This window comes from Pyrinomonadaceae bacterium (genome assembly GCA_036277115.1).
Classification (GTDB): domain Bacteria; phylum Acidobacteriota; class Blastocatellia; order Pyrinomonadales; family Pyrinomonadaceae; genus UBA11740.
Window position 1 is genome coordinate 780505 of the sequence record DASUNM010000027.1, and the last position, 19599, is coordinate 800103.

Annotated in this window: 23 protein-coding genes; 13 read left to right on the top strand and 10 right to left on the bottom strand. The window is 56.2% G+C overall.

Annotated elements, in window-relative coordinates:
* Positions 1-2: 2 nt before the first annotated feature.
* From VFX97_19690 to VFX97_19700, 3 genes are all read left to right on the top strand, one after another.
* Positions 3-548, top strand: coding sequence for a dihydrofolate reductase family protein (locus tag VFX97_19690; protein HEX5705433.1), 546 nt, complete (start codon positions 3-5; stop codon positions 546-548).
* Positions 549-735: 187 nt separating this feature from the next.
* Complete coding sequence (locus tag VFX97_19695; protein HEX5705434.1) at positions 736-1686, top strand: hypothetical protein; 951 nt, start codon at positions 736-738, stop codon at positions 1684-1686.
* Between the two features lie 205 nt (positions 1687-1891).
* Positions 1892-2107 (top strand): hypothetical protein, encoded by a 216-nt coding sequence (locus VFX97_19700; GenBank protein ID HEX5705435.1) that lies wholly within the window; start codon positions 1892-1894, stop codon positions 2105-2107.
* 4 nt (positions 2108-2111) lie between these two features.
* Here VFX97_19700 and ychF read toward each other — a convergent pair whose 3' ends face one another.
* Both ychF and VFX97_19710 read right to left on the bottom strand, forming a co-directional pair.
* On the bottom strand, positions 2112-3227 hold the full coding sequence (ychF, locus tag VFX97_19705) for a redox-regulated ATPase YchF (GenBank protein HEX5705436.1): 1116 nt from the start codon (positions 3225-3227) through the stop codon (positions 2112-2114).
* Between the two features lie 104 nt (positions 3228-3331).
* Positions 3332-3826, bottom strand: a complete 495-nt coding sequence (locus VFX97_19710) for a hypothetical protein (protein ID HEX5705437.1) — start codon at positions 3824-3826, stop codon at positions 3332-3334.
* A gap of 267 nt (positions 3827-4093) precedes the next feature.
* On the opposite strand from VFX97_19710, the gene VFX97_19715 reads away from it, so the two are divergent.
* The gene (locus tag VFX97_19715) at positions 4094-4768 is read left to right on the top strand and encodes a nuclear transport factor 2 family protein (protein ID HEX5705438.1); all 675 of its coding nucleotides are present in this window, start codon (positions 4094-4096) and stop codon (positions 4766-4768) included.
* A gap of 119 nt (positions 4769-4887) precedes the next feature.
* A complete protein-coding gene (locus tag VFX97_19720; protein ID HEX5705439.1) occupies positions 4888-5844 on the top strand; it encodes a nuclear transport factor 2 family protein in 957 nt (318 codons plus the stop codon).
* A gap of 63 nt (positions 5845-5907) precedes the next feature.
* Here VFX97_19720 and amrS read toward each other — a convergent pair whose 3' ends face one another.
* Positions 5908-6981: an AmmeMemoRadiSam system radical SAM enzyme gene (gene amrS, locus VFX97_19725; protein ID HEX5705440.1), complete on the bottom strand. Its 1074-nt coding sequence runs from the start codon at positions 6979-6981 to the stop codon at positions 5908-5910.
* A gap of 111 nt (positions 6982-7092) precedes the next feature.
* Between amrS and VFX97_19730 the strand changes: the two genes are divergently transcribed.
* The 3 genes from VFX97_19730 to VFX97_19740 are packed head-to-tail and all read left to right on the top strand — an operon-like array spanning position 7093 to position 8344.
* A complete protein-coding gene (locus tag VFX97_19730; protein HEX5705441.1) occupies positions 7093-7338 on the top strand; it encodes a DUF433 domain-containing protein in 246 nt (81 codons plus the stop codon).
* Positions 7335-7649: a DUF5615 family PIN-like protein gene (locus VFX97_19735; GenBank protein ID HEX5705442.1), complete on the top strand. Its 315-nt coding sequence runs from the start codon at positions 7335-7337 to the stop codon at positions 7647-7649. The genes VFX97_19730 and VFX97_19735 overlap by 4 nt, the downstream gene beginning before the upstream one ends.
* A gap of 2 nt (positions 7650-7651) precedes the next feature.
* Positions 7652-8344: an MBL fold metallo-hydrolase gene (locus VFX97_19740; protein ID HEX5705443.1), complete on the top strand. Its 693-nt coding sequence runs from the start codon at positions 7652-7654 to the stop codon at positions 8342-8344.
* 182 nt (positions 8345-8526) lie between these two features.
* Here the strand turns inward: VFX97_19740 and VFX97_19745 are convergent, their stop codons facing one another.
* The 5 genes from VFX97_19745 to VFX97_19765 all read right to left on the bottom strand — a co-directional run bounded on the left by VFX97_19745 (position 8527) and on the right by VFX97_19765 (position 13219).
* Positions 8527-9015 (bottom strand): group 1 truncated hemoglobin, encoded by a 489-nt coding sequence (locus VFX97_19745; GenBank protein ID HEX5705444.1) that lies wholly within the window; start codon positions 9013-9015, stop codon positions 8527-8529.
* Between the two features lie 162 nt (positions 9016-9177).
* Positions 9178-9741: a fasciclin domain-containing protein gene (locus VFX97_19750; GenBank protein ID HEX5705445.1), complete on the bottom strand. Its 564-nt coding sequence runs from the start codon at positions 9739-9741 to the stop codon at positions 9178-9180.
* A gap of 248 nt (positions 9742-9989) precedes the next feature.
* Positions 9990-10823 (bottom strand): anti-sigma factor, encoded by an 834-nt coding sequence (locus VFX97_19755; GenBank protein ID HEX5705446.1) that lies wholly within the window; start codon positions 10821-10823, stop codon positions 9990-9992.
* A 3-nt stretch (positions 10824-10826) separates the two neighbouring features.
* Positions 10827-11399 (bottom strand): sigma-70 family RNA polymerase sigma factor, encoded by a 573-nt coding sequence (locus tag VFX97_19760; protein HEX5705447.1) that lies wholly within the window; start codon positions 11397-11399, stop codon positions 10827-10829.
* A 17-nt stretch (positions 11400-11416) separates the two neighbouring features.
* Positions 11417-13219, bottom strand: coding sequence for a VWA domain-containing protein (locus VFX97_19765; GenBank protein ID HEX5705448.1), 1803 nt, complete (start codon positions 13217-13219; stop codon positions 11417-11419).
* A 185-nt stretch (positions 13220-13404) separates the two neighbouring features.
* On the opposite strand from VFX97_19765, the gene VFX97_19770 reads away from it, so the two are divergent.
* The 4 genes from VFX97_19770 to VFX97_19785 all read left to right on the top strand — a co-directional run bounded on the left by VFX97_19770 (position 13405) and on the right by VFX97_19785 (position 15901).
* Positions 13405-13704: a DUF962 domain-containing protein gene (locus tag VFX97_19770; protein ID HEX5705449.1), complete on the top strand. Its 300-nt coding sequence runs from the start codon at positions 13405-13407 to the stop codon at positions 13702-13704.
* Positions 13705-13772: 68 nt separating this feature from the next.
* On the top strand, positions 13773-14444 hold the full coding sequence (gene nth / locus VFX97_19775; protein ID HEX5705450.1) for an endonuclease III: 672 nt from the start codon (positions 13773-13775) through the stop codon (positions 14442-14444).
* A gap of 70 nt (positions 14445-14514) precedes the next feature.
* Positions 14515-15297, top strand: coding sequence for an alpha/beta hydrolase (locus VFX97_19780; protein ID HEX5705451.1), 783 nt, complete (start codon positions 14515-14517; stop codon positions 15295-15297).
* A gap of 154 nt (positions 15298-15451) precedes the next feature.
* Positions 15452-15901: a thioesterase family protein gene (locus tag VFX97_19785; GenBank protein ID HEX5705452.1), complete on the top strand. Its 450-nt coding sequence runs from the start codon at positions 15452-15454 to the stop codon at positions 15899-15901.
* A 24-nt stretch (positions 15902-15925) separates the two neighbouring features.
* Here VFX97_19785 and VFX97_19790 read toward each other — a convergent pair whose 3' ends face one another.
* On the bottom strand, positions 15926-16315 hold the full coding sequence (locus VFX97_19790) for a DUF983 domain-containing protein (protein HEX5705453.1): 390 nt from the start codon (positions 16313-16315) through the stop codon (positions 15926-15928).
* A gap of 73 nt (positions 16316-16388) precedes the next feature.
* Positions 16389-18215 (bottom strand): zincin-like metallopeptidase domain-containing protein, encoded by a 1827-nt coding sequence (locus VFX97_19795; protein ID HEX5705454.1) that lies wholly within the window; start codon positions 18213-18215, stop codon positions 16389-16391.
* A gap of 146 nt (positions 18216-18361) precedes the next feature.
* On the opposite strand from VFX97_19795, the gene VFX97_19800 reads away from it, so the two are divergent.
* Positions 18362-19573 carry a hypothetical protein gene (locus VFX97_19800; GenBank protein HEX5705455.1) on the top strand — a complete coding sequence of 404 codons (1212 nt, stop codon included), beginning with the start codon at positions 18362-18364 and terminating at the stop codon, positions 19571-19573.
* The last annotated feature ends 26 nt before the right edge of the window (positions 19574-19599 follow it).

Here is a 19599-nt window from a genome sequence, read left to right on the forward strand (position 1 = left end):
ACATGCGTAAAGTCACCCTTGGCCTGGCCAATAGTCTCGACAATTTCATCGCCCGCCAGGACGGGGGTTCAGACTGGCTTCACTGGAGTAGCGAAGTCGCTGAGATTAGCGCCGCGTTCATGAAGACTGTCGATGTGCTCGTGATGGGCCGGAAGACTTATGAGGTGATGCTGGCCGCTGGTGAAACGTCTTACCCCGGCGCGACCAATTACGTTTTTACGCGCTCCGCGAAAAAAGCTGCGGCGTTGCGAAAGCGAGCCGGCAAGAAAACGAATCTGAAGATAGTGTCAGACGACGCGGCCGCGTTCATCGGGCAACTGAAAAGCACATCGGGCAAGGATATAGTCGTCTTCGGTGGCGGCGAGCTCGCGAGTATTTTGTTCAATGCGGATCTGATCGACGAAGTTGTGCTGAACGTGCATCCGGTAATTCTCGGCTCAGGCGTCCCGCTATTTTCCAAAATCGAGCGCCAAATCAACCTCGAACTGTTTAAAGTGAAACGACTGAAGAACAGCTGCATAATGCTTTCATACCGCGTTCAGCGCTGAACCCCTTCCGAACAGAAGCGAACAGTAAATCTGTACGCTTCACTCCCTCGCACTTCCAAAAATCGCTGCTTTTTCGGGTCTGAAAGCGAGATTGTGTCGGCACGTTGATTGCGACGGTTTAGCGTGCAAACACACGGACCTCTATCCCGACACAACGTAAACCATGGTTTTTTAAGGAGGAGTATTTATGAGCAAACGTCTGATTGCAGTGCTCGGGGGAGCTCTGCTCTTACTCTCGCTGGCCGTCACAAGCTTCGGCCAGGTCCCAACGACAACCACAACCACCACAACCAATAAAGTCGAAACAGTTCAGAATCCCGATGGAACATTCACCATCGTCGAATATCCGGTGGGCAAAGAAACGGTAGTCACGCTGACACCGGTGAGCGTAAAAGGCGCAACCGGAACGGCGACCATTTTGCGCGCCGCGGATGGAACCACAATCAAAGTTAATCTGACCGGCCTGCCGACTGAGGTAGCCGCGCTTAATCTTTACGCGGTCGAGCCAACCGGCGCGGTCACCCTACTCGGACCGATTGAAGTAGCAAGCGGTGCCGGCACGTTTACAACTACGACTCCGCTGTCGCGCTTCATGTTAATTAGTTCGTCTGAAGCAGCGCTGGCCGCTTATGACGCGAACACTCAAGTCCTTTTCCGCAGCAGCGTACCCACAGGCCTGTCGGTGATCCCGCTGAGTGCGCCGGTGGGCGAGAAAGTTGCCGCGACCGTCGCGCCGACTACTGACTACGCGGTGCCGATGCTCGGCATTCCGACGTTCAAGAAAGGCGATGACACTAAACTGAAGGTGAACTTTACCGACACGATGGCGGGTGCGCGGGCAAACATCTTCATCGAACCGAGGAAGAACGACACGACCCAGATCAAGGTTCGTTTTCACGATCTGAAAGAAGCGCCGGCGGGACAGGCTTACATTCTTTGGGCTGTTTCTCCTGACGGACAATTCCAGAATCTCGGGTCGATCGTGAACCTGAAAGACAAACACGAAGCAGAAATTAATTCAGCGGTGGCCTATGCGGATTTCGGCCTGTTCATAACAACCGAACCCGTCGCCGCGGACCTCAAGACGATCATCAAGCCAGCCGGTAGCCGGGTTGGTTTCATTGAGATCATTCCTTAACCAAACCACATTTGCAGACCTTTCGGCCGCCGCATGGCGGCCTTTTTTTTGTAACGCATAGGTGGTTAGCTTGCGCTGTGGGAAGCCGCGTCAACAACCCCGGCTACATCGACGGAACACTCGCCGCTGGCGCTTCGTATAAGTGACGCAAGCCAAAAAGACGGCGAAAAAAGGCTTAAAGTAGAAAGGTCTCAAAAGTGTTGAGATGAAAGAAGCGACGGACGTATTAAAGATTGTGGGAATGATTTTGCTGGCGCTGTTTGTGCTGGCCGTGGGTGTGCCCCTCGTTCTAGCGGCTGCCGGTGTGGCCCTTGGCGTTCTCGGATTCCTGGTTGGCCTCGCAGTGGCGCTGATTAAGATCGCTGTCGTAGTGGCGATTATCTATCTGATCATCGTGGGCATTCGCGCGGTCTTGAAGTGAGCTGCTAGACGTTGAACCTGAAATTCACTACATCCCCCTCCTGCATGATGTAGTCTTTCCCTTCCAACCTGGTTAATCCCTTTTCCTTGGCCGCTGGGTAAGATCCGGCACGCATCAGATCCTCGTAGCCGACGATCTCGGCGCGGATAAAGCCGCGCGCGATGTCGGAATGAATCGCTCCGGCAGCATCCTGAGCGCGCGAGCCCTGCGCAATCGTCCACGCGCGCGCCTCTTTTTCTCCGGCCGTCAGGAAAGACATCAAACCCAGCACGCGATACGCGCTCTTGATCAGCTGATCGACCCCGCTGCTTTTGACGCCAAGCGATTCGAGATACTCGACTCGTTCTGAAGGCGATAGATCGACGAGGTCAGCTTCGAGTTGCGCGCAAATGACAACGCACTCGGATCCTTCATCGAGAGCTATCTTGCGCATGGCCTTTACATGTTCGTTCTCGTCGGGCGCGTGCAGGGTTGCCTCGGCCACATTCGCCGCGTAGATCGTCGGCTTCATCGTCAGCAGGAAAAAATTTCGAGCGATGACGCGTTCTTCCTCGCTGAGAGAGACGCTTCGGGCCGGCTTAAATTCTTCCAGCACCGGCTGCAGTTTATCGAGGACCTCAAGTTCGGCTTTGGCGGTCTTGTCACCGCCCTTAACCGTTTTCTGTACGCGCTCTCGGCGACGCTCAACGGTGGAGAGATCGGCCAGGGCAAGCTCGATTTGGATTGTCTCAATGTCGCGCCTGGCATTGATCGAGTCCTCAACGTGTACCACCGTTTCGTCTTCAAAACAGCGCACGACATGGATCATGGTGTCCGTTTCACGGATCGCGTGAAGGAATTGATTGCCCATGCCTTCGCCCTGTGATGAGCCGCGCACCAGCCCGGCAATATCAACGAACTCAACACTGGCCGGCACGATCACTTCGGTCTTCACCAGTTTGGCCAGAGGCGCGAGGCGTTCGTCGGGCACGGCGACTACGCCGACGTTGGGTTTACTGGTGGAAAAAGCATAATTGGCAATCAAGGCAGACGACTGGGCCGTCACCGCATTGAAGAGCGTTGTCTTACCCACGTTGGGCAGTCCGACCATTCCCGCACGAAGCATAATCTTGATTAACAATACTATACGATCAAACTAAAATCAGTCTGCCCGGTGAAGTATCCAAAACAAAAACCGCGGCCGAGAAAATCTCGCCGCGGTTTTCTTGGACAGTCGCGAAAAGGTTATTGAATTTTTTGCATGGTGATGGTGATGGTTGGTTCGGCGCCGGCAGTGCGGCTGTACGAAACCCAATAACCCGCTTTCGGATATCTCACAACTTTGTGAATTGAACCGTCAGCTTTTGCGTCAGCCTCAGCGCCGAGCACAGCCTTCGCTGTCGGAATCCCATTAGCGCCGGTCATGTAGTCAATCGCGATGGCGCTGACGGTGCCCTTCTCGTAATAGATCTGCACGGCTTCGTTATCATTGAACAGGTAGAAGTCCTGATCTGCGCTTTTCTCCTTTGGCGAGCCAAGCTTCTTGCGCGCCTCCTCGGTCGCCATACCGATCTTGACGCCGCGAAACTGAAAACCATTTTCGTCCGGCGTGGCGACAGTGCCTTTCGAACCTTGCGCCGCGGCAGTTGACGCCGTCATCAGCAAGACGATTACCCCACAACTGAAGAGAACCACACTCTTAAACTGACTTGAAAAGAGCCCGAGGGATACGCGAAACATCTTTGCTCCTCCTTACGCTGGTTGCCGTGCTGGAAAACGCGGCGGAAAGTAATCAACGGTCGTAGCCTTCAGGGTTCGGTGGGCTGACCGACCGTGCGTTTGTGCCTGCCATTATTGCCACCGTCGAACGCTAAGTCAACTGGTTTTCGACACCGCGCCGCCTGGCACTTCGGCCAATTACTACCGCAGGTTTTGGGCTCAGCAGGCAATAAGGTATTCTCGAATTCAAGCTGGTTTCGCAGTACCTAGTTGAAGGAGTTTCGGTCGATGAAAAAACTTAATTTGACGCAAATGGCGCTGGTTTCGGCGCTGGTCGCCATGGGGGCTGTAAGCTGTACGCCGAGCGAGAATACGAACACGACAACGACCACCACGGTCACCGCCACGCCCTCACCCACGCCCGACACTAATGCGATTGTCGCGGAAATAACGAAGCTTGAGAACGACTTTCCCCGCATAATTCGCGAAAAGGACGGGGCAGCCCTGCGGCGTTTGGAAGCTGACGACTTGATGAGCGTCTATCCAGACGGTAACGCAGGAAACAAGGAACAGGACGTCAAAGACATCGAGGCTGGCCTGATGACTTTCGATTCGTGGGATCTGTCGAATATGAAAGTTAACGTAATCGACAGCGACACTGCAGTCGCAACTTTTCTAATCACCGTCGCTAATGGAAAGATCAAGTCACCGGACGGCAAAGCAACGCAAAATATCAGCGGCAAGTATCGCGTCATTGACACGTTCGTCCGGCGCAACGGCCAGTGGCAACTTGTGGCCTCGGGCATAACTCCTTTGAGTCCTGCCGCAGCGGCCGCCGCCGCCGCGTCAGCTTCACCTCAAGCGTCACCGGGGGCTACCGCCTCGCGGGCAACGAAAGCTTCACCCGCGCCGAGAGTTTCACCGACGCGGAGACCGCCACCGCCACCTGTCAGTACTCCGTAAGATTTACCAAAGTCGCGTTCGCGGGTCGTGTTCATTTGGACACGGCCCGTTTGCGTTGACGCGCCCTCAGTTTTGTTATAGAAGCTTCACGCTCTTAACCCATTCCGGAGGTAAAGCTTATGAAGAAACTGCTCGCGGGCGTGTGCTTTCTCGCGCTGTTTGCCGCTTGCCAACCCGTGGCGAACGAGAACACGGCGAACGTCAACAAGACACCCGAGACAAAGGACGTTGCCCCGCCGTCTGAAGCCGACATGATTGCGAAGGAGAAAGCGGCCTGGGACGCATTCAAGCGGAAAGACGCGGACGCCTTTAAGAAGGCGCTGGCGCCGGAATATGTCGAGATCACTCCAAACGGAGCAGGTGATACAGCCGCGACGCTCGCGGCAATGAAAGACGTGGAAATCTCGGACCTGACTTTTGCCGATTGGAAGATGACGCAGATCGACAAAGATCTGGTGCTCTTGACGTACACGACCACTCAGAAGGGCCTCTACAAGGGCCAGGCTTTTGATGGGACAAATCGTCACGGCGCCGCGTGGATCAATCGCAACGGTGAATGGTTAGCGATCTACTTCCAGGAGACGCCGGTTCCCAAGGTTCCGCCTCCACCTCCACCAGCTTCCAAGCCGACAGCAGCTACAGCATCACCGGCAGCTTCTCCGGTTAAAGTTGAGACCAGCGACGATGTCATCGCCAATGAGAAACTCGTTTGGGAGTTATTCAGGACCAAAAACTTTGACGCATTCCAGACGCTGCTGGCGCCCGAGTTTTTGGAAATTGAACCGACTGGTGTTTACGACAGGGCCGGTAGCGTCAAAGCCATATCGGAGATGGACGCGACGCAATTTGAGCAGAGTGATTGGAAAGCCGTTAAGTTGGGCGCGGACTCGGCGCTGGTGACCTACACCCTGACGATGAAAGGTGCGAAGCCGCAGAAAGACTATCATGCGACCATCTGGGCCAAGCGTGATGGTAAGTGGCTCGGGTTCCATCATCAGGGAACACCGGCCGCCCCGGCGTCTGGCGCTTCGCCTTCGCCTTCACCGTCGAAAGAAGATGTAAAAAAGAATATGTAAGTGAGAAACGTACGAGTTTTTCGGAGGGCGTTCTACCGGCGCCCTCTTTTTTTTTGTCGGAGCTCAAGCCCAGATGCCAGGAATTATTGCTGCACAGGAAGGGCATTGCCCGTTTGGCGTGACGTTCATCTGGCGAATCAAGTAGCCGTACCGTTCTACTAAAAGCTTGTCGCAATCGGGGCAGTAGGTATTTTCCCACCGTCCGACTCTGCCGGGCAGATTGCCGGCGTAGATGTAACGCAGGCCGGCCTCACGGCCAACCTCACACGCGCGCACCAATTGTTCCGCCGTCGTGTTCGCATTCTCTTGCATGTGATAGTCCTGATGAAAGGCCGTCACATGCCATGGAATATCCGGCGAAACCGACGCGATGAAATCCGCCGCGCGCCGCAGCTCATCTTCGGAATCATTGAATCCGGGAATGACCAGCGTCACGATCTCTTCCCAGAATCCCCGGTCGTGCACCATTTTCACGGTATCGAGAATGTTGTCCACGACGCCACCGAGACTACGGTAGCTCCGATCGCTCATCGACTTAAGATCAATCTTGTAACAGTCAGTCCAGGGCCGGAGGTAATCAAGCGCCTGCGGGGTCGCATTGCCGTTTGAAATGAATGCGGTGCGGAACCCTTCGGGCCGGGCTTTCTTGAAAACCTCGACCGCCCATTCGGCCGTGATTAGCGGCTCGTTGTAACTCGATCCGACCATTGACGCGCCATAGGCTTTTGCCATTGTCACCAACCGATCCGCGGTAACCGCATTCGGCATCGACACGGCTGAATCATCACGAAGCGCCTGCGACGTCAGCCAGTTCTGACAATAGGCGCAGTGCAGATCGCACCCCAGCATTCCGAAGGTGAGCGTGTCAGAGCCAGGCAAGCAATGAAAGAAAGGCTTCTTTTCTGTCGGATCGCAGGCGAGGGCAGCAACATAATTCATCGGCACCCGCAGCTGACCGGCTTCGTTGAAGCGAACTTTACAGATGCCGCGCTTACCTTCCTTGATCAAACAGCGATGGCCGCACGCGTAGCACTTCAGCGCATCCCGATCGAGATGCTCCGTCAACTCAGGCGCGCCTTCGCCGGTTAGCTCATCTAAAACTTCGGCAAGCGAAGCTTGTGCAGGTGTGAGTGGCATTGCTTGAAACTACTCTGTTTCCGGGAAGTTCTTTGAAATTATACTCTTTTGATGGTCAACATTCCGGCACGCTGCGATTTGCTGTAAACTTTGCCCGCGAGGGGTAAATCGATGAGCCTGGTAATTGAAGAAAAAGAAGTAGATCATTTGCCGATCAACGTGGACCCGGAGATCATGAGCGGAACTCCCGTTTTTGAAGGAACTCGTGTACCCGTCGATGCTCTGCTGAACAATCTCGAGGCAGGCGTCTCGCTCGACGAATTCCTGAAGAACTTCCCAACGGTAACCCGTGAACAAGCTGTGGCAGTACTTCGATTTTCGCACGACACTCTGCGTAAGCTGGGACTCTCCTCGTGAGAATTCTGCTGGATGAAAGCGTTCCGGACATTATCCAGACCCGCCTCACAAATTTCCCAATTTCCACCGTCAGCCAAATGAATTGGCGCGGTGTTAAGAATGGTGCTGTGCTTGATTTGATGGCTCAGCAGTTCTCAATTCTGATCACCACCGACAAGAATCTCCCGTTCCAACAGAACCTAAAGAAGCGGCAAGTGTCAGTAATTATCCTTCCATCCAACGACCTGCCATCAGTGATTGAGTTGGTGCCGCGTATCGAAGAGGCTGTCCAAATAGTGTCACCGGGTGAGTTCATACAACTTGAAAACTGATAATGATTATCGAACAAATTACCGTCACCGCTTTCCAACAACACACGCGCGTTCTCGGTTGCGAGAAAACCAGGCGCGCAATCTGCATCGATCCGGGTGACGACTCAGACGCGATTGTCGAAGCGATCGACAGACACGGCTTTGAGCTGCAGGCGATCGCCTGCACGCACGCCCATCTTGATCACATCGGCGGCGTGGCCGGGCTGAAGAAAAGAAAGCCAAACGCGAAGGTAATCATTCACGCGGCGGATGAGTTCATCTACGATGCACTGCCGCAGCAACCGGCCTGGATCGGCATTCCGGAATCACAGTACGCTGCGTACGGATTTGATTTCGAACAACCGCCGCACGTTGATGAATACTTTAGCGATGGCCAGATTTATGAAGTTGGCGAGCTGAGTTTCCAGATCATTCATTGTCCCGGCCATACCCCGGGGCACGTTGTTCTATTTGAGGCGAACGAGCAAAAGGTCTTTGTCGGCGACTGTTTGTTTGCGGGCTCAATCGGCAGAACAGATTTGCCCGGCGGCTCGAGCGAGCAACTGATGGATTCGCTCTTCAACAAAATCCTGCCGCTCGGCGACGACGTCGAAGTTCATTCGGGTCACGGGCCGGTGACGACGATCGGAGCAGAACGACGGACCAATCCGTTTCTCACCGGTGTCTACTCGATTGGAAGCAGTGGCCGGATGTAGGGCAAGTCCCGCGGATTAACGCGGATCGACATTTAGGCGGTGGCATGTTTTCGTTCTCCCCTCTCCGCTTGCGGAGAGGGGCCGGGGGAGAGTTGGCCGCGTCAAACCCCACCCCTAACCCCTCCCCGCGTACGGGGAGGGGAAACCGAGAAGCGAAACTGACTTTTGAAAGTGGCGTTCGGCTACGGCTTCTCGACAATGTCCTTCTTCTGCGTCCCCACAAACGCCATCAACTCGTCCTTTTCCGCCTGCGGAACTTTGTACTTGTCCATCGCGGCGACCAGGTGTTTAGCAGCCGCGTCCCACTCGGCTTCCGTAATTCCCAAGCCAGTATGGGTGGTCTTCATGTCGCGGCCAATGTACTCGCATGGGCCACCGGCTGCCTTACAAAACTGATCCAGGATGTGCTGACGCAGACGCTTTTGCGAATCGACGCTGAAACCGGAAAAGAACTTCGCAAATTTAGGATCGGTGGCCAAACGCTTAATGAAATCGTCGACTACCAGCGCCAGCGCGTCATAGCCACCAACTCGCGCGTACAAAGACTTCTTTTCCTGTGCACCATGGGTAGCAGCCACTGACGCAGGGGTCGATGTTTGGAGCGCCTGCGCGCCGGCGACTGTCGCCAGGGCAACTAACAAACATAACGTTAGGGCAATTCTCTTCGTCATGATTCTCACCTCGTGTTTTCTGAGTTGTGGCACAGACTTCAGTCGGTGATGCGATTACCGTGTCAGGATTAACAGACTAAAGTCTGTGCCAGGAAAATAAGAAGGCGGCCAGACCGTTTGGCCTTGCCGCCTTGATAGTTTTCAAACCGGATGTTCGGAACGTTAATTCGTCAGCAGCACTGCGTTGACCACGTGTATCACCCCGTTGGACTGATAGACGTTCGCGGTGGTGACGGTCGATGTGCCGCCTTTTGCATCACGCAGGACGATGTTATCACCATCCATCATCGCCCAGAGAGTGCCACCGCTCACAGTTTTTAACGACGCCTTGCCGCCACCCTTCTTGATGAGCTTTGCCAAAGCTTTCGAATCGTACTTGCCGGCCAGCACGTGGTACGTCAGAACTTTGGTCAGCATCGACTTGTTCTCAGGCTTGAGCAGCGTGTCCACTGTTCCGGCGGGTAGCTGATCAAAAGCTGCGTTGGTTGGCGCAAAGACCGTGAATGGTCCCGCGCTATTAAGCGTATCGACCAGTCCCGCGGCCTTCACGGCGGCGACCAGGGTGGTATGATCTGCGGAATTTACGGCGTTGGCAACGATTGTCTTGCTCGGATACATTGCCGCACCGCCCACCATTGGGTTCTCTTTCATCATCTGCGCGGAAGCGTTTGCGCTCACCAGCGCAATTCCCGCAACTGCAAACAGAATGGCGTAAAGCCTTTTCATTTTTTTGGTCTCCTCATTTTTGACTTCGAATTTGAAACTTCTGAAGGCTATACGGGAGTGCGGGACGGATCGGATTTAGAGGCCGCATCAATTCTAGGGATGAGGTCAGTACCGGGAGCGGTAGCGACCGGGTAGCAGATCTGATCAACGTGGGCTGAGGCTACTCGCGCACCCGGTCGCAACCACCACCTCCCGCGGGCTGCCCGCGCGGGGACCCCGGTCCTCTCCCGGTACCGACCTCATAACGTTTATGAAGCGGGGCTGGCGAGATAAATTGGGCCGGTGGGACTGGCTGATCCCTTCTCGGGCTCGAGGGTGATTGCTACGACCGCATTCTCCATTGCTTCTGCGGGCATTTGATCCATCATCATCGCCTTGCCCGCGGCATCGACGGTGAAAGTCTTGCCGGGCATTGGTGACTGACCTTTGGGAATGAACCAAACTTCATAGGCCATCCCCGCCGGGGCCATCGGCAGTCCCTCAGTCAGAAGCATGCCGCGGCCAGTTTTCTGATCGTAAATAAAAGTTGCGCGCGCGGCTTGTGCGGTTGGCGTTCCCGCCAAATCCATCGTCTTCATGCCGGGGGAACGAAGGAACTCGAGCGCTTCCCGCTGACGCGCAAGTGCTTCGCGTTCACGACTAAGGTCACTGTTCTGCTGATTGAGTTGCTGCGCAAGCCGCGCGACTTCCTGCCGCGATTGAGTATCGCGCCGCCAGAGCACGCCAACGCCGATCAGCAAAGCCACGAAAGCAATCACCGCCGCCAGCCTTAAAAGATTTGGCCAGGGACTCGACGGTACGCGTGGTCTAAACTCTACTACCGATGCGGAAGGTTCATTGGAAGACTGGCGACTGCGGCCCTCGCTGCGCACTTGGTTCAGAATACGCTCACGAACTTGAGCCCGCGGCTCGGCGCCCGTCGTCGCGTGCGCCAGCAAACCCGCCGCGTCGCGCATCTCCGCCAACTCGGCGCGACATTCGGAACAAGCCTCGAGGTGTTCTTCGAGCTGGCGCCGGTCCGGAGCGTCCAACGCATCCAGCGCATACACGGTCAGCAACTCTTCGTATTCCTGATGTGCCATCTCTTAAAGTCCGCGCGAATCCTGCCGCAGAACTTCCCGTAATTTCATTAGTCCGGCCCGCATCCGGGTCTTTACGGTGCCCAAAGGATCGCCGAGCCGGGCGGCAATTTCACTTTGAGTGAGACCCTCAAAGTAAGCCAGAAAAAGCGTTCGTTTTTGCTCTTCAGGTAATTCCGACAGAGCTTGCCGCACAATCTTCCCTTGCTCTGATTTGACTGCTTCTTCGGCAGCGTCACCAGCCTGGTCATGTGCCGAATGCGCTATGACTTCTTCAGCTGTTCGGGCCCGGCTACTCAGAGCACGCAGACGATCCAGGGCGCGACTGCGCGCGATGGTCACCAGCCAGGTAAAGACCCGTCCGCGCCCGGCGTCAAAGTCCGCAGCCCGCCGCCAAACCTGCAAAAACGTCTCTTGAAGCACGTCCTCCGCCTCTTGGCGGTCATGTACTATACGTAGGATTAGGCCAAAGAGGATTAGCCTGTAACGATCATAAATCACCGCCAACGCTTGTTCATCGCCGCGTGAGATTGCGCCGAGCAGTTCGTTGTCGGAAATCTCTGATGGCTGGGCGTGCAAGGACTGGGACCCCGGTCTTATTGCTTTGGCGCTGAAATAGCCGGACTCAATCTCACCGATGCGCCTTCGCGGTTCGTCCGCACACGTAAACGCCGGTTAGTCGCGCTCGCTTCCGACGAATATGTGATCGTGTAGGCTGTGCGCAGCTGGGCAACCACGTCGTCATACGCTTTCTGCAATTCTTCGAGACGCTTGATCGAGTAGAACACACCGCCCGAAACGTCCGCGAGCTTCTGTCCTTCCTCCGCGGCGCGCGTGGTAATCGTTAAATAACGCGTTCGCATCGGATCGACGGTGATGGTCGGTTTCGGCACGCTCCCTTCCGGGATCAGACCCGACGGCACGTAGAGCGGATAGATCAGCGCGCCCGATTCAATCGTCGCTTCGAGGATCGCAGGGAAGGGCACGAAAGATCTGTTGTCATCGCCGTCGGAGAGAATGACGATCGCGGTACGCTCGCCGCGCAGAGGTTTCAGCGTGTGAACCAGCGAATACCCAAGCGCGTCGTAAAGCGAGGTTGCCCCGCCGGCATCGAAATCGTCGAGCTTCTTCGACAGCAGGCTCCGGTCCGTCGTGAAATCCGAAATTATCTGGATATCGTCGCGGAAGCCGATGATCGCGATCCGATCCTGGGGACTGGCGGTGTGCAGAAAGTCGCGCGCGGCTTTGCGAATGAAATCGATCCGTTCTTCGACGCTGCCGGAAACATCCAGCAGAAGGATCAGGTTGAAGGGCTCAGTCGCCGGCGTGACGTCGACGACTTTTCGTTCCGCACCGCCTTCCGTAATCGTAAAGTCACTTGTGCGCAGGCCGGCGATCGCGCGTCCGTTCCGATCCGTGACGCTTGCAGTTACCCGCACGAGTTGCGGCGCTACGCGGGTCGCGACGTCGCCGGGCGGACGCATGGTGACCAGCGCTGGTTCTTCGCGCGGCGGCGGTAACGTGCTGGCGTAATCGCCGAACAGGCGCGGGCTGACTTTGCGAATGGCGTCGATCAAAGGGCCGTCACCGCTGCGCACGATGGCTCGCGCGGCTTCGGTTAAGGGACGCTCGCGCAGATCGTTGGGTGCCATGCTCGGATCGACGTTGAGCAGGATCACGCCGCGCTGCGTCGTCAGGTTTAGCTGCACGAGCTTTTCCTTCGCAGCCTTCTTTTCGTCGTCCGGTTTTTTTCCGTTCCCGTCCTCCGAATCGTCCGGGGGTTGCGTGCTATCGCCGTCAGCTTCCGCCGTGGGGAGTTCTTTCTTTTTGTCTTTGCTTTTCTTCGCACCCGCTCCGAGTTTGCCGGAGATCGAATACGATCCCGCCCGACCTTCTTTAACTTTCGGTAGTTCGACGTCGCTCAGAAAACGCGGCCGGCTTGCCTGCCACAGGAACTTAAACCTCACGTCATCGAGCGGCACGTCAGCGTGAATTGTGCCGGTGTTCGTGATCACTTCGGCCAGGGCAAGATTGCCGATGACGTCCACCATTCCGCTTTCGCTTTCGATTTTCACGCGAGTGCGCGCCGGGACGCGCACCGTCAGGTCGATGCGATCCTTCGCCGGCCGTTCGCGCACTGTAATTTCGCCGCCTGAGACACTGACGTCGCGAGGCTCGATTGGGGCGCCAGGCGAGGTTGCTTGCAGCAGAGGCTTCAGGTCTTCGTCGTCTGAAGCGATGACGGAAACGCGGCCGTTGCGGTTCGTGATTGTCAGCGTCGATTTGGCGCCAATGTTGAGTTCCTTCTCGTAGGTCTGGGCGTGGGCCGGCTGAACCGCAGGAAACAGCAGCGTCGAGGCGATAACGACTACAAAGATGCAGTGGAAAAGCTTTCGCAAAAAGCCGGGAGAAAACACCGGGTGGAAAAACATAGCGCCTGATCTTGCCTTTGGATGTACGAACGGTCAAGTGCGTGGCGCGGGCTTATTCACACCTCGCTTTGGGAATGGGTGTTGCCCAGGATGGAAACGTCTTACTCAGGCAGCTTGAAGTTTCTGCTAGAATTGCGACCCATCTGATGGTCGTGAAAAGATTTCAATCGTTCTCGGAATTCTGGCCATACTACCTCAACGAGCACAGCAAACCGGTGACGCGCGTGCTGCATGCCGTTGGGTCGTTCGCCGGCATCGCCCTGCTGATTCTGTTCATTGTGATTGGCAAGTGGTGGCTGTTTCCGTTGGCGTTCGTACCGGGCTATGGTTTCGCCTGGATCGGACACTTCTTTGTTGAAAAGAACCGGCCCGCGACCTTCACGTATCCGCTTTGGTCGTTCATGGGTGATTGGAAAATGCTGGCGTTGATGCTCACCGGGAGATTGAAATAAGTTGATGGGTCGCATTCGTCCTATAGGGTCACATAGGACAAATAGGACACATGGGACGAATGGGACGTATGCGAGAATCCAAATCCCAACGCCAGGCTCGCACGCAGGAAATCATCAAACTTTTAAAACGCGCGCATCCTGACGCGAAGTGCGCGCTCAATCACTCGAACGCATTCGAACTTTTGATCGCGACGATTCTTTCCGCCCAGTGCACCGACGAACGCGTCAACATTGTTACCGCCGACCTGTTTCGCAAGTACCGAAAGCCGGAAGACTATCTGAAAGTCCGCGACACTGAGCTGCAACAGGACATCAGGACCACGGGGTTCTTTCGGAACAAGACCAAGTCCATTCAGGGCGCGTGCAAAGTGCTGATCGAAGAGTTCGGCGGCGAAGTGCCGCGAACTATGGAAGAGTTGTTACGCGTTCCGGGGGCGGCGCGTAAAACCTCGAACGTAGTCCTGGGCGTCGCTTACGGGATCGCGGAAGGAGTCGTAGTTGATACGCACGTGAGCCGGCTATCGCAACGGCTAAAACTCACTCGTCAAAACGATCCGGTCAAGATCGAAAAGGACCTGATGGAGCTGGTGCCGAAGAAGGATTGGATTATCTTTTCGCACCTGCTGATTTTTCACGGACGCAGAGTTTGCAAGGCACGGCGGCCGCTGTGTGAAGAGTGTGTCGTGGAAAGGCTTTGTCCGTCATCGATGCTAAAGACTGGAAAATTACCCGCTGTTTAGAGGCGGGCTACCGCCCGCCTCCCCAAAGCCACGCAAAGGAAAACAGGAGAGTCTGAGGCATAATCGACGCGTGCCCGAAACAGAGATCCCATTCACAGAGAGCGGCAAAGGCATCGCGGTAGTTTTGCTGCATGGCTATCCGTTCGACAAATCGATGTGGAGCGCGCAGCTTCACGCGATCGCAGACGCAGGCTTTCGCGCGATTGCACCTGATCTACGAGGACTAGGGGAGAACAAATCATCCGGTGAAGTCGCTTCGATGGATGACATGGCGCGCGATGTTGCGGCGTTGCTCAATCAGCTGGAGGTGGAGCAAGCCGTCATCTGCGGACTTTCGATGGGCGGCTACGTTGCGTTCGAATTCATGCAACTGTTTCCGGCGCGCGTCCTTGGCTTAGTCCTCGCCGGAACACGCGCCCCAGCCGACAACGATCAGGAGAAAGCGGGACGCGAGCAGCAGGTGCAGACGATGCTGCGCTCGGGGATGGTGCCGATTAGTATTGCTACATTACCGAAACTGCTCGCGCCGCGGACACTCGCCGAGAAGCCGGACGTCGTTAAGCGTGTTCGCGCAATGATCACGACATCTGATCCAAAAGGCGCCGCCGCGGCCCAAAGAGGGATGGCTGCGCGACGCGATTACACGGACGACCTGGGGAAGATTAATGTGCCGACGCTAATCATCGTCGGCCGTGAAGACTCGATCCGGCCAATCGCGGACGCGGAATTAATGCATCGGGGCATTCGCAACTCGCGTCTCGAAATCATCGAAGACGCAGCACACATGACGAACATGGAACAACCGGAGGTTTTCGATGAGGCGTTACTGACGTTTTTGAAGGAATTGACGTAATGAAGTCAGTACCGGGAGCGGTAGCGACCAGGTCTCAACTAAGTCGAGATCGAGCTGGCCGCAACTGTACCCCGGTCGCAACCACCACCTCCCGCGGGCTGCCCGCGCGGGGACCCCGGTCCGCTTCCGGTACTGACCTCATGTCATGGACTCAATGAATCAATTTACGAAATTCACGATCGAGGAACGCGTCCGGTGGGGTGACGTTGATGCCGCGGGAATTATTTTCTACGGCTCGTACATTCGTTTCTTTGAAATAGCCGAGACGGAATTATTTCGCGCCGTCGGCCTTCCCTACGGCAAAGTTTTCGAAGAACTAAACATTTGGCTGCCGCGCGTGCATTTAGAGTGCGACTTTCATCGCGCGGCGCAGATGGATGACCTGCTCGAAGTCAGCGTTTACGTGGCCCGGATAGGCAAGAGTTCGCTGCGTTTGAATTTCGAAGTGCGGAAGAGGAATGAAGCCGGCGCAATCGAAGAGAAGCTGATGGCTACCGCGCATTTTGTGCTTGTCTCAACCGATCGCGAGAACCTGAAACCCCTCCCCGTTCCGGACGAGCTGCGTCGCGCGCTCGAGCCCTACACGTCAGAACCGCGTGCGTAAGCGCGCGTCACTCAAACCTACCCGCTACCGTGGGTGGGACCGATCACTCTCCGGCATCGGAAGCCCCTCGATCAGATGATCCATCCCCAGCCAAAGGGCCCAAGCGTGATGGTAAAACGCGAGGGGAAAGCCGACGGCCATCACAAATAGAATCGTCAGCATTATTTGATCACCAACCCTGGCCAGCAGTAGGACGAAATACGTCACGAGAATAAACACCTCGGTGGCGACCACATTGGCCATGATCGCGCCGACAAAAAAACCCTCCTCGCGTTTGAAGAGCGCGCCGCATACGTCGCATCGATGTTTTACGTGGAAAGGCCGCTGCACGAGCGAGGCACGGCCGCACACCGGGCATTGCAGTTTGAGACAACGCGATAGTGTTGTGAGGATGGTGTGGGCGTTACGTTTCATCAAAATCAATCGGTTTAGAGTCGGGCTACTGCCCGACTGAGCGGGCGGTAGCCCGCTCCTAAACCCTGGGATCTTACTCGCCCAGCGCGGCGTACTTGAACAGTCTGAACCGATACGTCTGCGTGTCACGAATGTTCTTGGCCACCACGCCGTGCAGATCGTCTCTCCAGACAGCGTATTGATCGATGAATCGATCACTGCCCGCTTTGTCGCCCTGATACTGCACGTCCAGAACTTTCTGCAGCAGCTTGCCCACCACGTCATGGTACTTGTCGTAGTGGATCCGCATCAGTCCCGTGCGCGCATCAAAACTCAGCAGCCCGTTCTCGAGAAAGAAATTCCATTGCATCAACTGCATCGTCTGGTAAGGCTGGTCACGCCGCGGTTTGTTGTTTTGTAGCACCCGCAGGATGCCGCCGGCGTAAACGCTGCGCAGTTGCGCCTCGGTGTAGTAACCCTGCTTGCGCAAAGCTTCGGCGACGAACAGCGAAACCAGATCCGCCTTCATCTCTTCCATCGTGTTGCCGTTGTCCTGCAAAGCTTCGTCGAGATCGCGATTGTCTTTGGTGCGATCGACGCCGAGATAATGGCCGACTTCGTGCCACAGAGTGCGATAGAAATTACCGTCGTTAGTCAGCGCCTTGGCTTGTTCTTCACCGATCGCCGCCGCGAGAGTTCGGTTCGTGCTCTCGAAGATATTCGGGTCGCGCATGATGTTGGCGCGCAGAAGGATCGTGCGGCCGTAGCGCCGCGCGAGATAACTTTCGTTCGGCAGAATCGTTGCCGTGTTGCCGCCCCGCGTCTGGCCGAAATCCGCTATCACGTCGTAAACGCCGACCGGAATGTCTTCACGAACCTTCTTGTGATGTTCGTACGGCAACGAATCTTCGAGCGCCTGCAAACCTTTCATTGCCTGCCGGAGCGCCGTCGTCTCCGGCGGCCGGGTCGCCAGCAAACTGAGGCCAAAAAAAGTCTTCACCCCGTACAGTTCGTCGTCGTATGTCTCGTATGATCCGATTTGCGCGTTGATGTTCTTGAAACGACCGGTGACCCACGCCGCGTCGCCTGATTCATAATCGTCGGAGAGAAGATCGCGCGCGCGATTCCGCAGGAACCTGGCAAACTCTTCGTCCTCTTTTTCAAGAAGTTCTGCCGCCTCGTTGAGCAGGCCGTGGGCTTTCATTAACTGGTCCGCATACGCCACGGAATAGGGGACCGCGTAGAATTCCGCTTTGCGAAGTTGGTTTCGCGTTGTGGACATCTCCGTTAGCCGGCTCTTCAAACCCGGGTGCAGGGTATCGAGGACCGGATACTTCGCCAGCTTCGCGAGATCGCTTCGCAGATTCTCGGCCGTCGCTCGGCGCACGACCGATCGCAGATCCATGATCTCATCACGATTCGACGTGCCTCGGGAAAACGAGCTTTCAATTTCCTCTTTCTTCACGCCCCAGGGATACACGTTCTTTCCAGGGGTGGTTGGTTCGACCGGCAGGAACGGCTCACGCTTGTTTTCGAGCGTGGTGGCGATTGGCCCCTGAGCCAATCGATAGAGCGTCAAGAGATTTTCCGTGGGCGCAGGATTGCCGACGCGCATGTGCAGTTCGAAAAGCTTTTCATACGCGCTTAACGCCTGCGCGTGGCGCTGATCCTCGTAAAGCTTCTGAAAAATTTCGCCCACTGCGAGTAACTTCCGGACCGCCAGTTTTTCACCCGCGGACAAGCGCGAAAGGTCCGGCGCCAGCCGAATCGTCTGCGTCTTTTCAATGATCGGTTGGCTTTTTTCAAGCGGCCAGTATCCGGCCGGCCACGGCGTCTGCGTTTTTCTTCCCGGTCGCGGTTGAGATGGCGTAATCACAAACAGGCTGGTAACGATGAGAAGCGCGGCTACTCTGGTAAACATAGTTCACTCCGATATTTTGATTGTGGGTCGAGTATAACGTCAGCGGCAGTAATCTCGGAATTGAGTCGCCGGCTTAACCGCCCGCGGCTTCTCCCGAGTAGATAAAACTTGCCGCAACGAATCGCAGTTACGCTACACTGTTTTGAGTGTCCGCAGACCAAACCTCAGACAATCCCATAGTGCAATCGATCATTTCCGATTCGGCGCCGCCGGCGGCGCGGATGGCCGCCGCCCGCGGTCTGCTGCCCCTGACGCAGACGGATTTGCTCGAGGCCCTGGTACACCTGCGTAATGATTCCGACGCCGCGGTGGCCCAGGCCGCGGAAAGAACGCTGGACGAACAATCCGCCGCAGACATTTTGGCCGTCGCGAAATCCTCTGACGCGCCCGCGTCGGTCCTCGGTTACCTGGCGGGAAAAACCAATGCCGATCGCGAATTGCACGAATCTATCGCGACGCATGCGAACACCCCTGACGCCGCCATCGCGTTGCTCGCGGGCTCCACCACGCACGCGTCCGTAATCGAACTGATTACCATCAATCAACAGCGTCTCATTCGCGCCCCGGAAATCATTGATGCGGTCCTTCAGAATGCTGCCCGCACTCCGGAGGCGGAACGGCGCGCGCGAGAAACGCAACGTGAATTCTTTGAGAAAGAACGCGGTGCTCGCCAAATCGCCGAAGAGCTGCGGGCCCGGGGAAATAACGCCGCCGCGGAATTCTTCGAGTCGGCAGAGCTGGCTCCGTTGGATGGTGAGTTGTCAGCCGATGACGCGTGGCTTCTGGCGCAGCACCTTGAGGTTTCGGACGACGACATCGACGATAGTTGGCTCGCGCGCGAACGGCTCGAAGAGTTACTGGTCGAAGCTGCCGAACAGACAACTGCAAACGCCCAGGCAGTGCTGAATGCGGAGCGTCTTGAAACCGGCGAAATCGCGCCGGAACGCATCTCGCTGATTCGACGGCTCATGTTCATGACCGTGAAGGACCGCGTGAAGTTTGCGTTAAAGGGTGATCGCGAAGCGCGCGGCATTCTCATTCGTGACTCCAACCGGGTCGTCGCGACGGCGGTCATTCACAACCCGCGCATCAGCGACAAAGAGATCGAGAACATTGCCAGCATGCGAACTGTTTCCGATGAGGTGCTGCGTCTGATTGGCATGAACCGCGCGTGGACGCGCTCGTATCCCATCATTCATAACCTGGCACGCAATCCGCGAACGCCGATGGCCACGGCTATCCAAATTCTGCCGCGCATTCAGATGAAGGATCTTAAGGCGCTTTCGGAGAATCGGAATATTTCCGAAGGCGTTCGCCGGCAGGCTTATCGCCTGGTTCAAACCCGGGCGGGGAAGTAAGCGGCCGTGACAGCCTGTCACAGACC

Bases quoted from the DNA above. Each gene is read 5' to 3' on its own strand.
- VFX97_19690 (HEX5705433.1), top strand. From the start codon at position 3: ATGCGTAAAGTCACCCTTGGCCTGGCCAATAGTCTCGACAATTTCATC.
- VFX97_19695 (HEX5705434.1), top strand. From the start codon at position 736: ATGAGCAAACGTCTGATTGCAGTGCTCGGGGGAGCTCTGCTCTTACTC.
- VFX97_19700 (HEX5705435.1), top strand. From the start codon at position 1,892: ATGAAAGAAGCGACGGACGTATTAAAGATTGTGGGAATGATTTTGCTG.
- VFX97_19710 (HEX5705437.1), bottom strand. From the start codon at position 3,826: ATGTTTCGCGTATCCCTCGGGCTCTTTTCAAGTCAGTTTAAGAGTGTG.
- VFX97_19715 (HEX5705438.1), top strand. From the start codon at position 4,094: ATGAAAAAACTTAATTTGACGCAAATGGCGCTGGTTTCGGCGCTGGTC.
- VFX97_19720 (HEX5705439.1), top strand. From the start codon at position 4,888: ATGAAGAAACTGCTCGCGGGCGTGTGCTTTCTCGCGCTGTTTGCCGCT.
- amrS (HEX5705440.1), bottom strand. From the start codon at position 6,981: ATGCCACTCACACCTGCACAAGCTTCGCTTGCCGAAGTTTTAGATGAG.
- VFX97_19730 (HEX5705441.1), top strand. From the start codon at position 7,093: ATGAGCCTGGTAATTGAAGAAAAAGAAGTAGATCATTTGCCGATCAAC.
- VFX97_19740 (HEX5705443.1), top strand. From the start codon at position 7,652: ATGATTATCGAACAAATTACCGTCACCGCTTTCCAACAACACACGCGC.
- VFX97_19745 (HEX5705444.1), bottom strand. From the start codon at position 9,015: ATGACGAAGAGAATTGCCCTAACGTTATGTTTGTTAGTTGCCCTGGCG.
- VFX97_19750 (HEX5705445.1), bottom strand. From the start codon at position 9,741: ATGAAAAGGCTTTACGCCATTCTGTTTGCAGTTGCGGGAATTGCGCTG.
- VFX97_19755 (HEX5705446.1), bottom strand. From the start codon at position 10,823: ATGGCACATCAGGAATACGAAGAGTTGCTGACCGTGTATGCGCTGGAT.
- nth (HEX5705450.1), top strand. From the start codon at position 13,773: ATGCGAGAATCCAAATCCCAACGCCAGGCTCGCACGCAGGAAATCATC.
- VFX97_19785 (HEX5705452.1), top strand. From the start codon at position 15,452: ATGAATCAATTTACGAAATTCACGATCGAGGAACGCGTCCGGTGGGGT.
- VFX97_19790 (HEX5705453.1), bottom strand. From the start codon at position 16,315: ATGAAACGTAACGCCCACACCATCCTCACAACACTATCGCGTTGTCTC.
- VFX97_19795 (HEX5705454.1), bottom strand. From the start codon at position 18,215: ATGTTTACCAGAGTAGCCGCGCTTCTCATCGTTACCAGCCTGTTTGTG.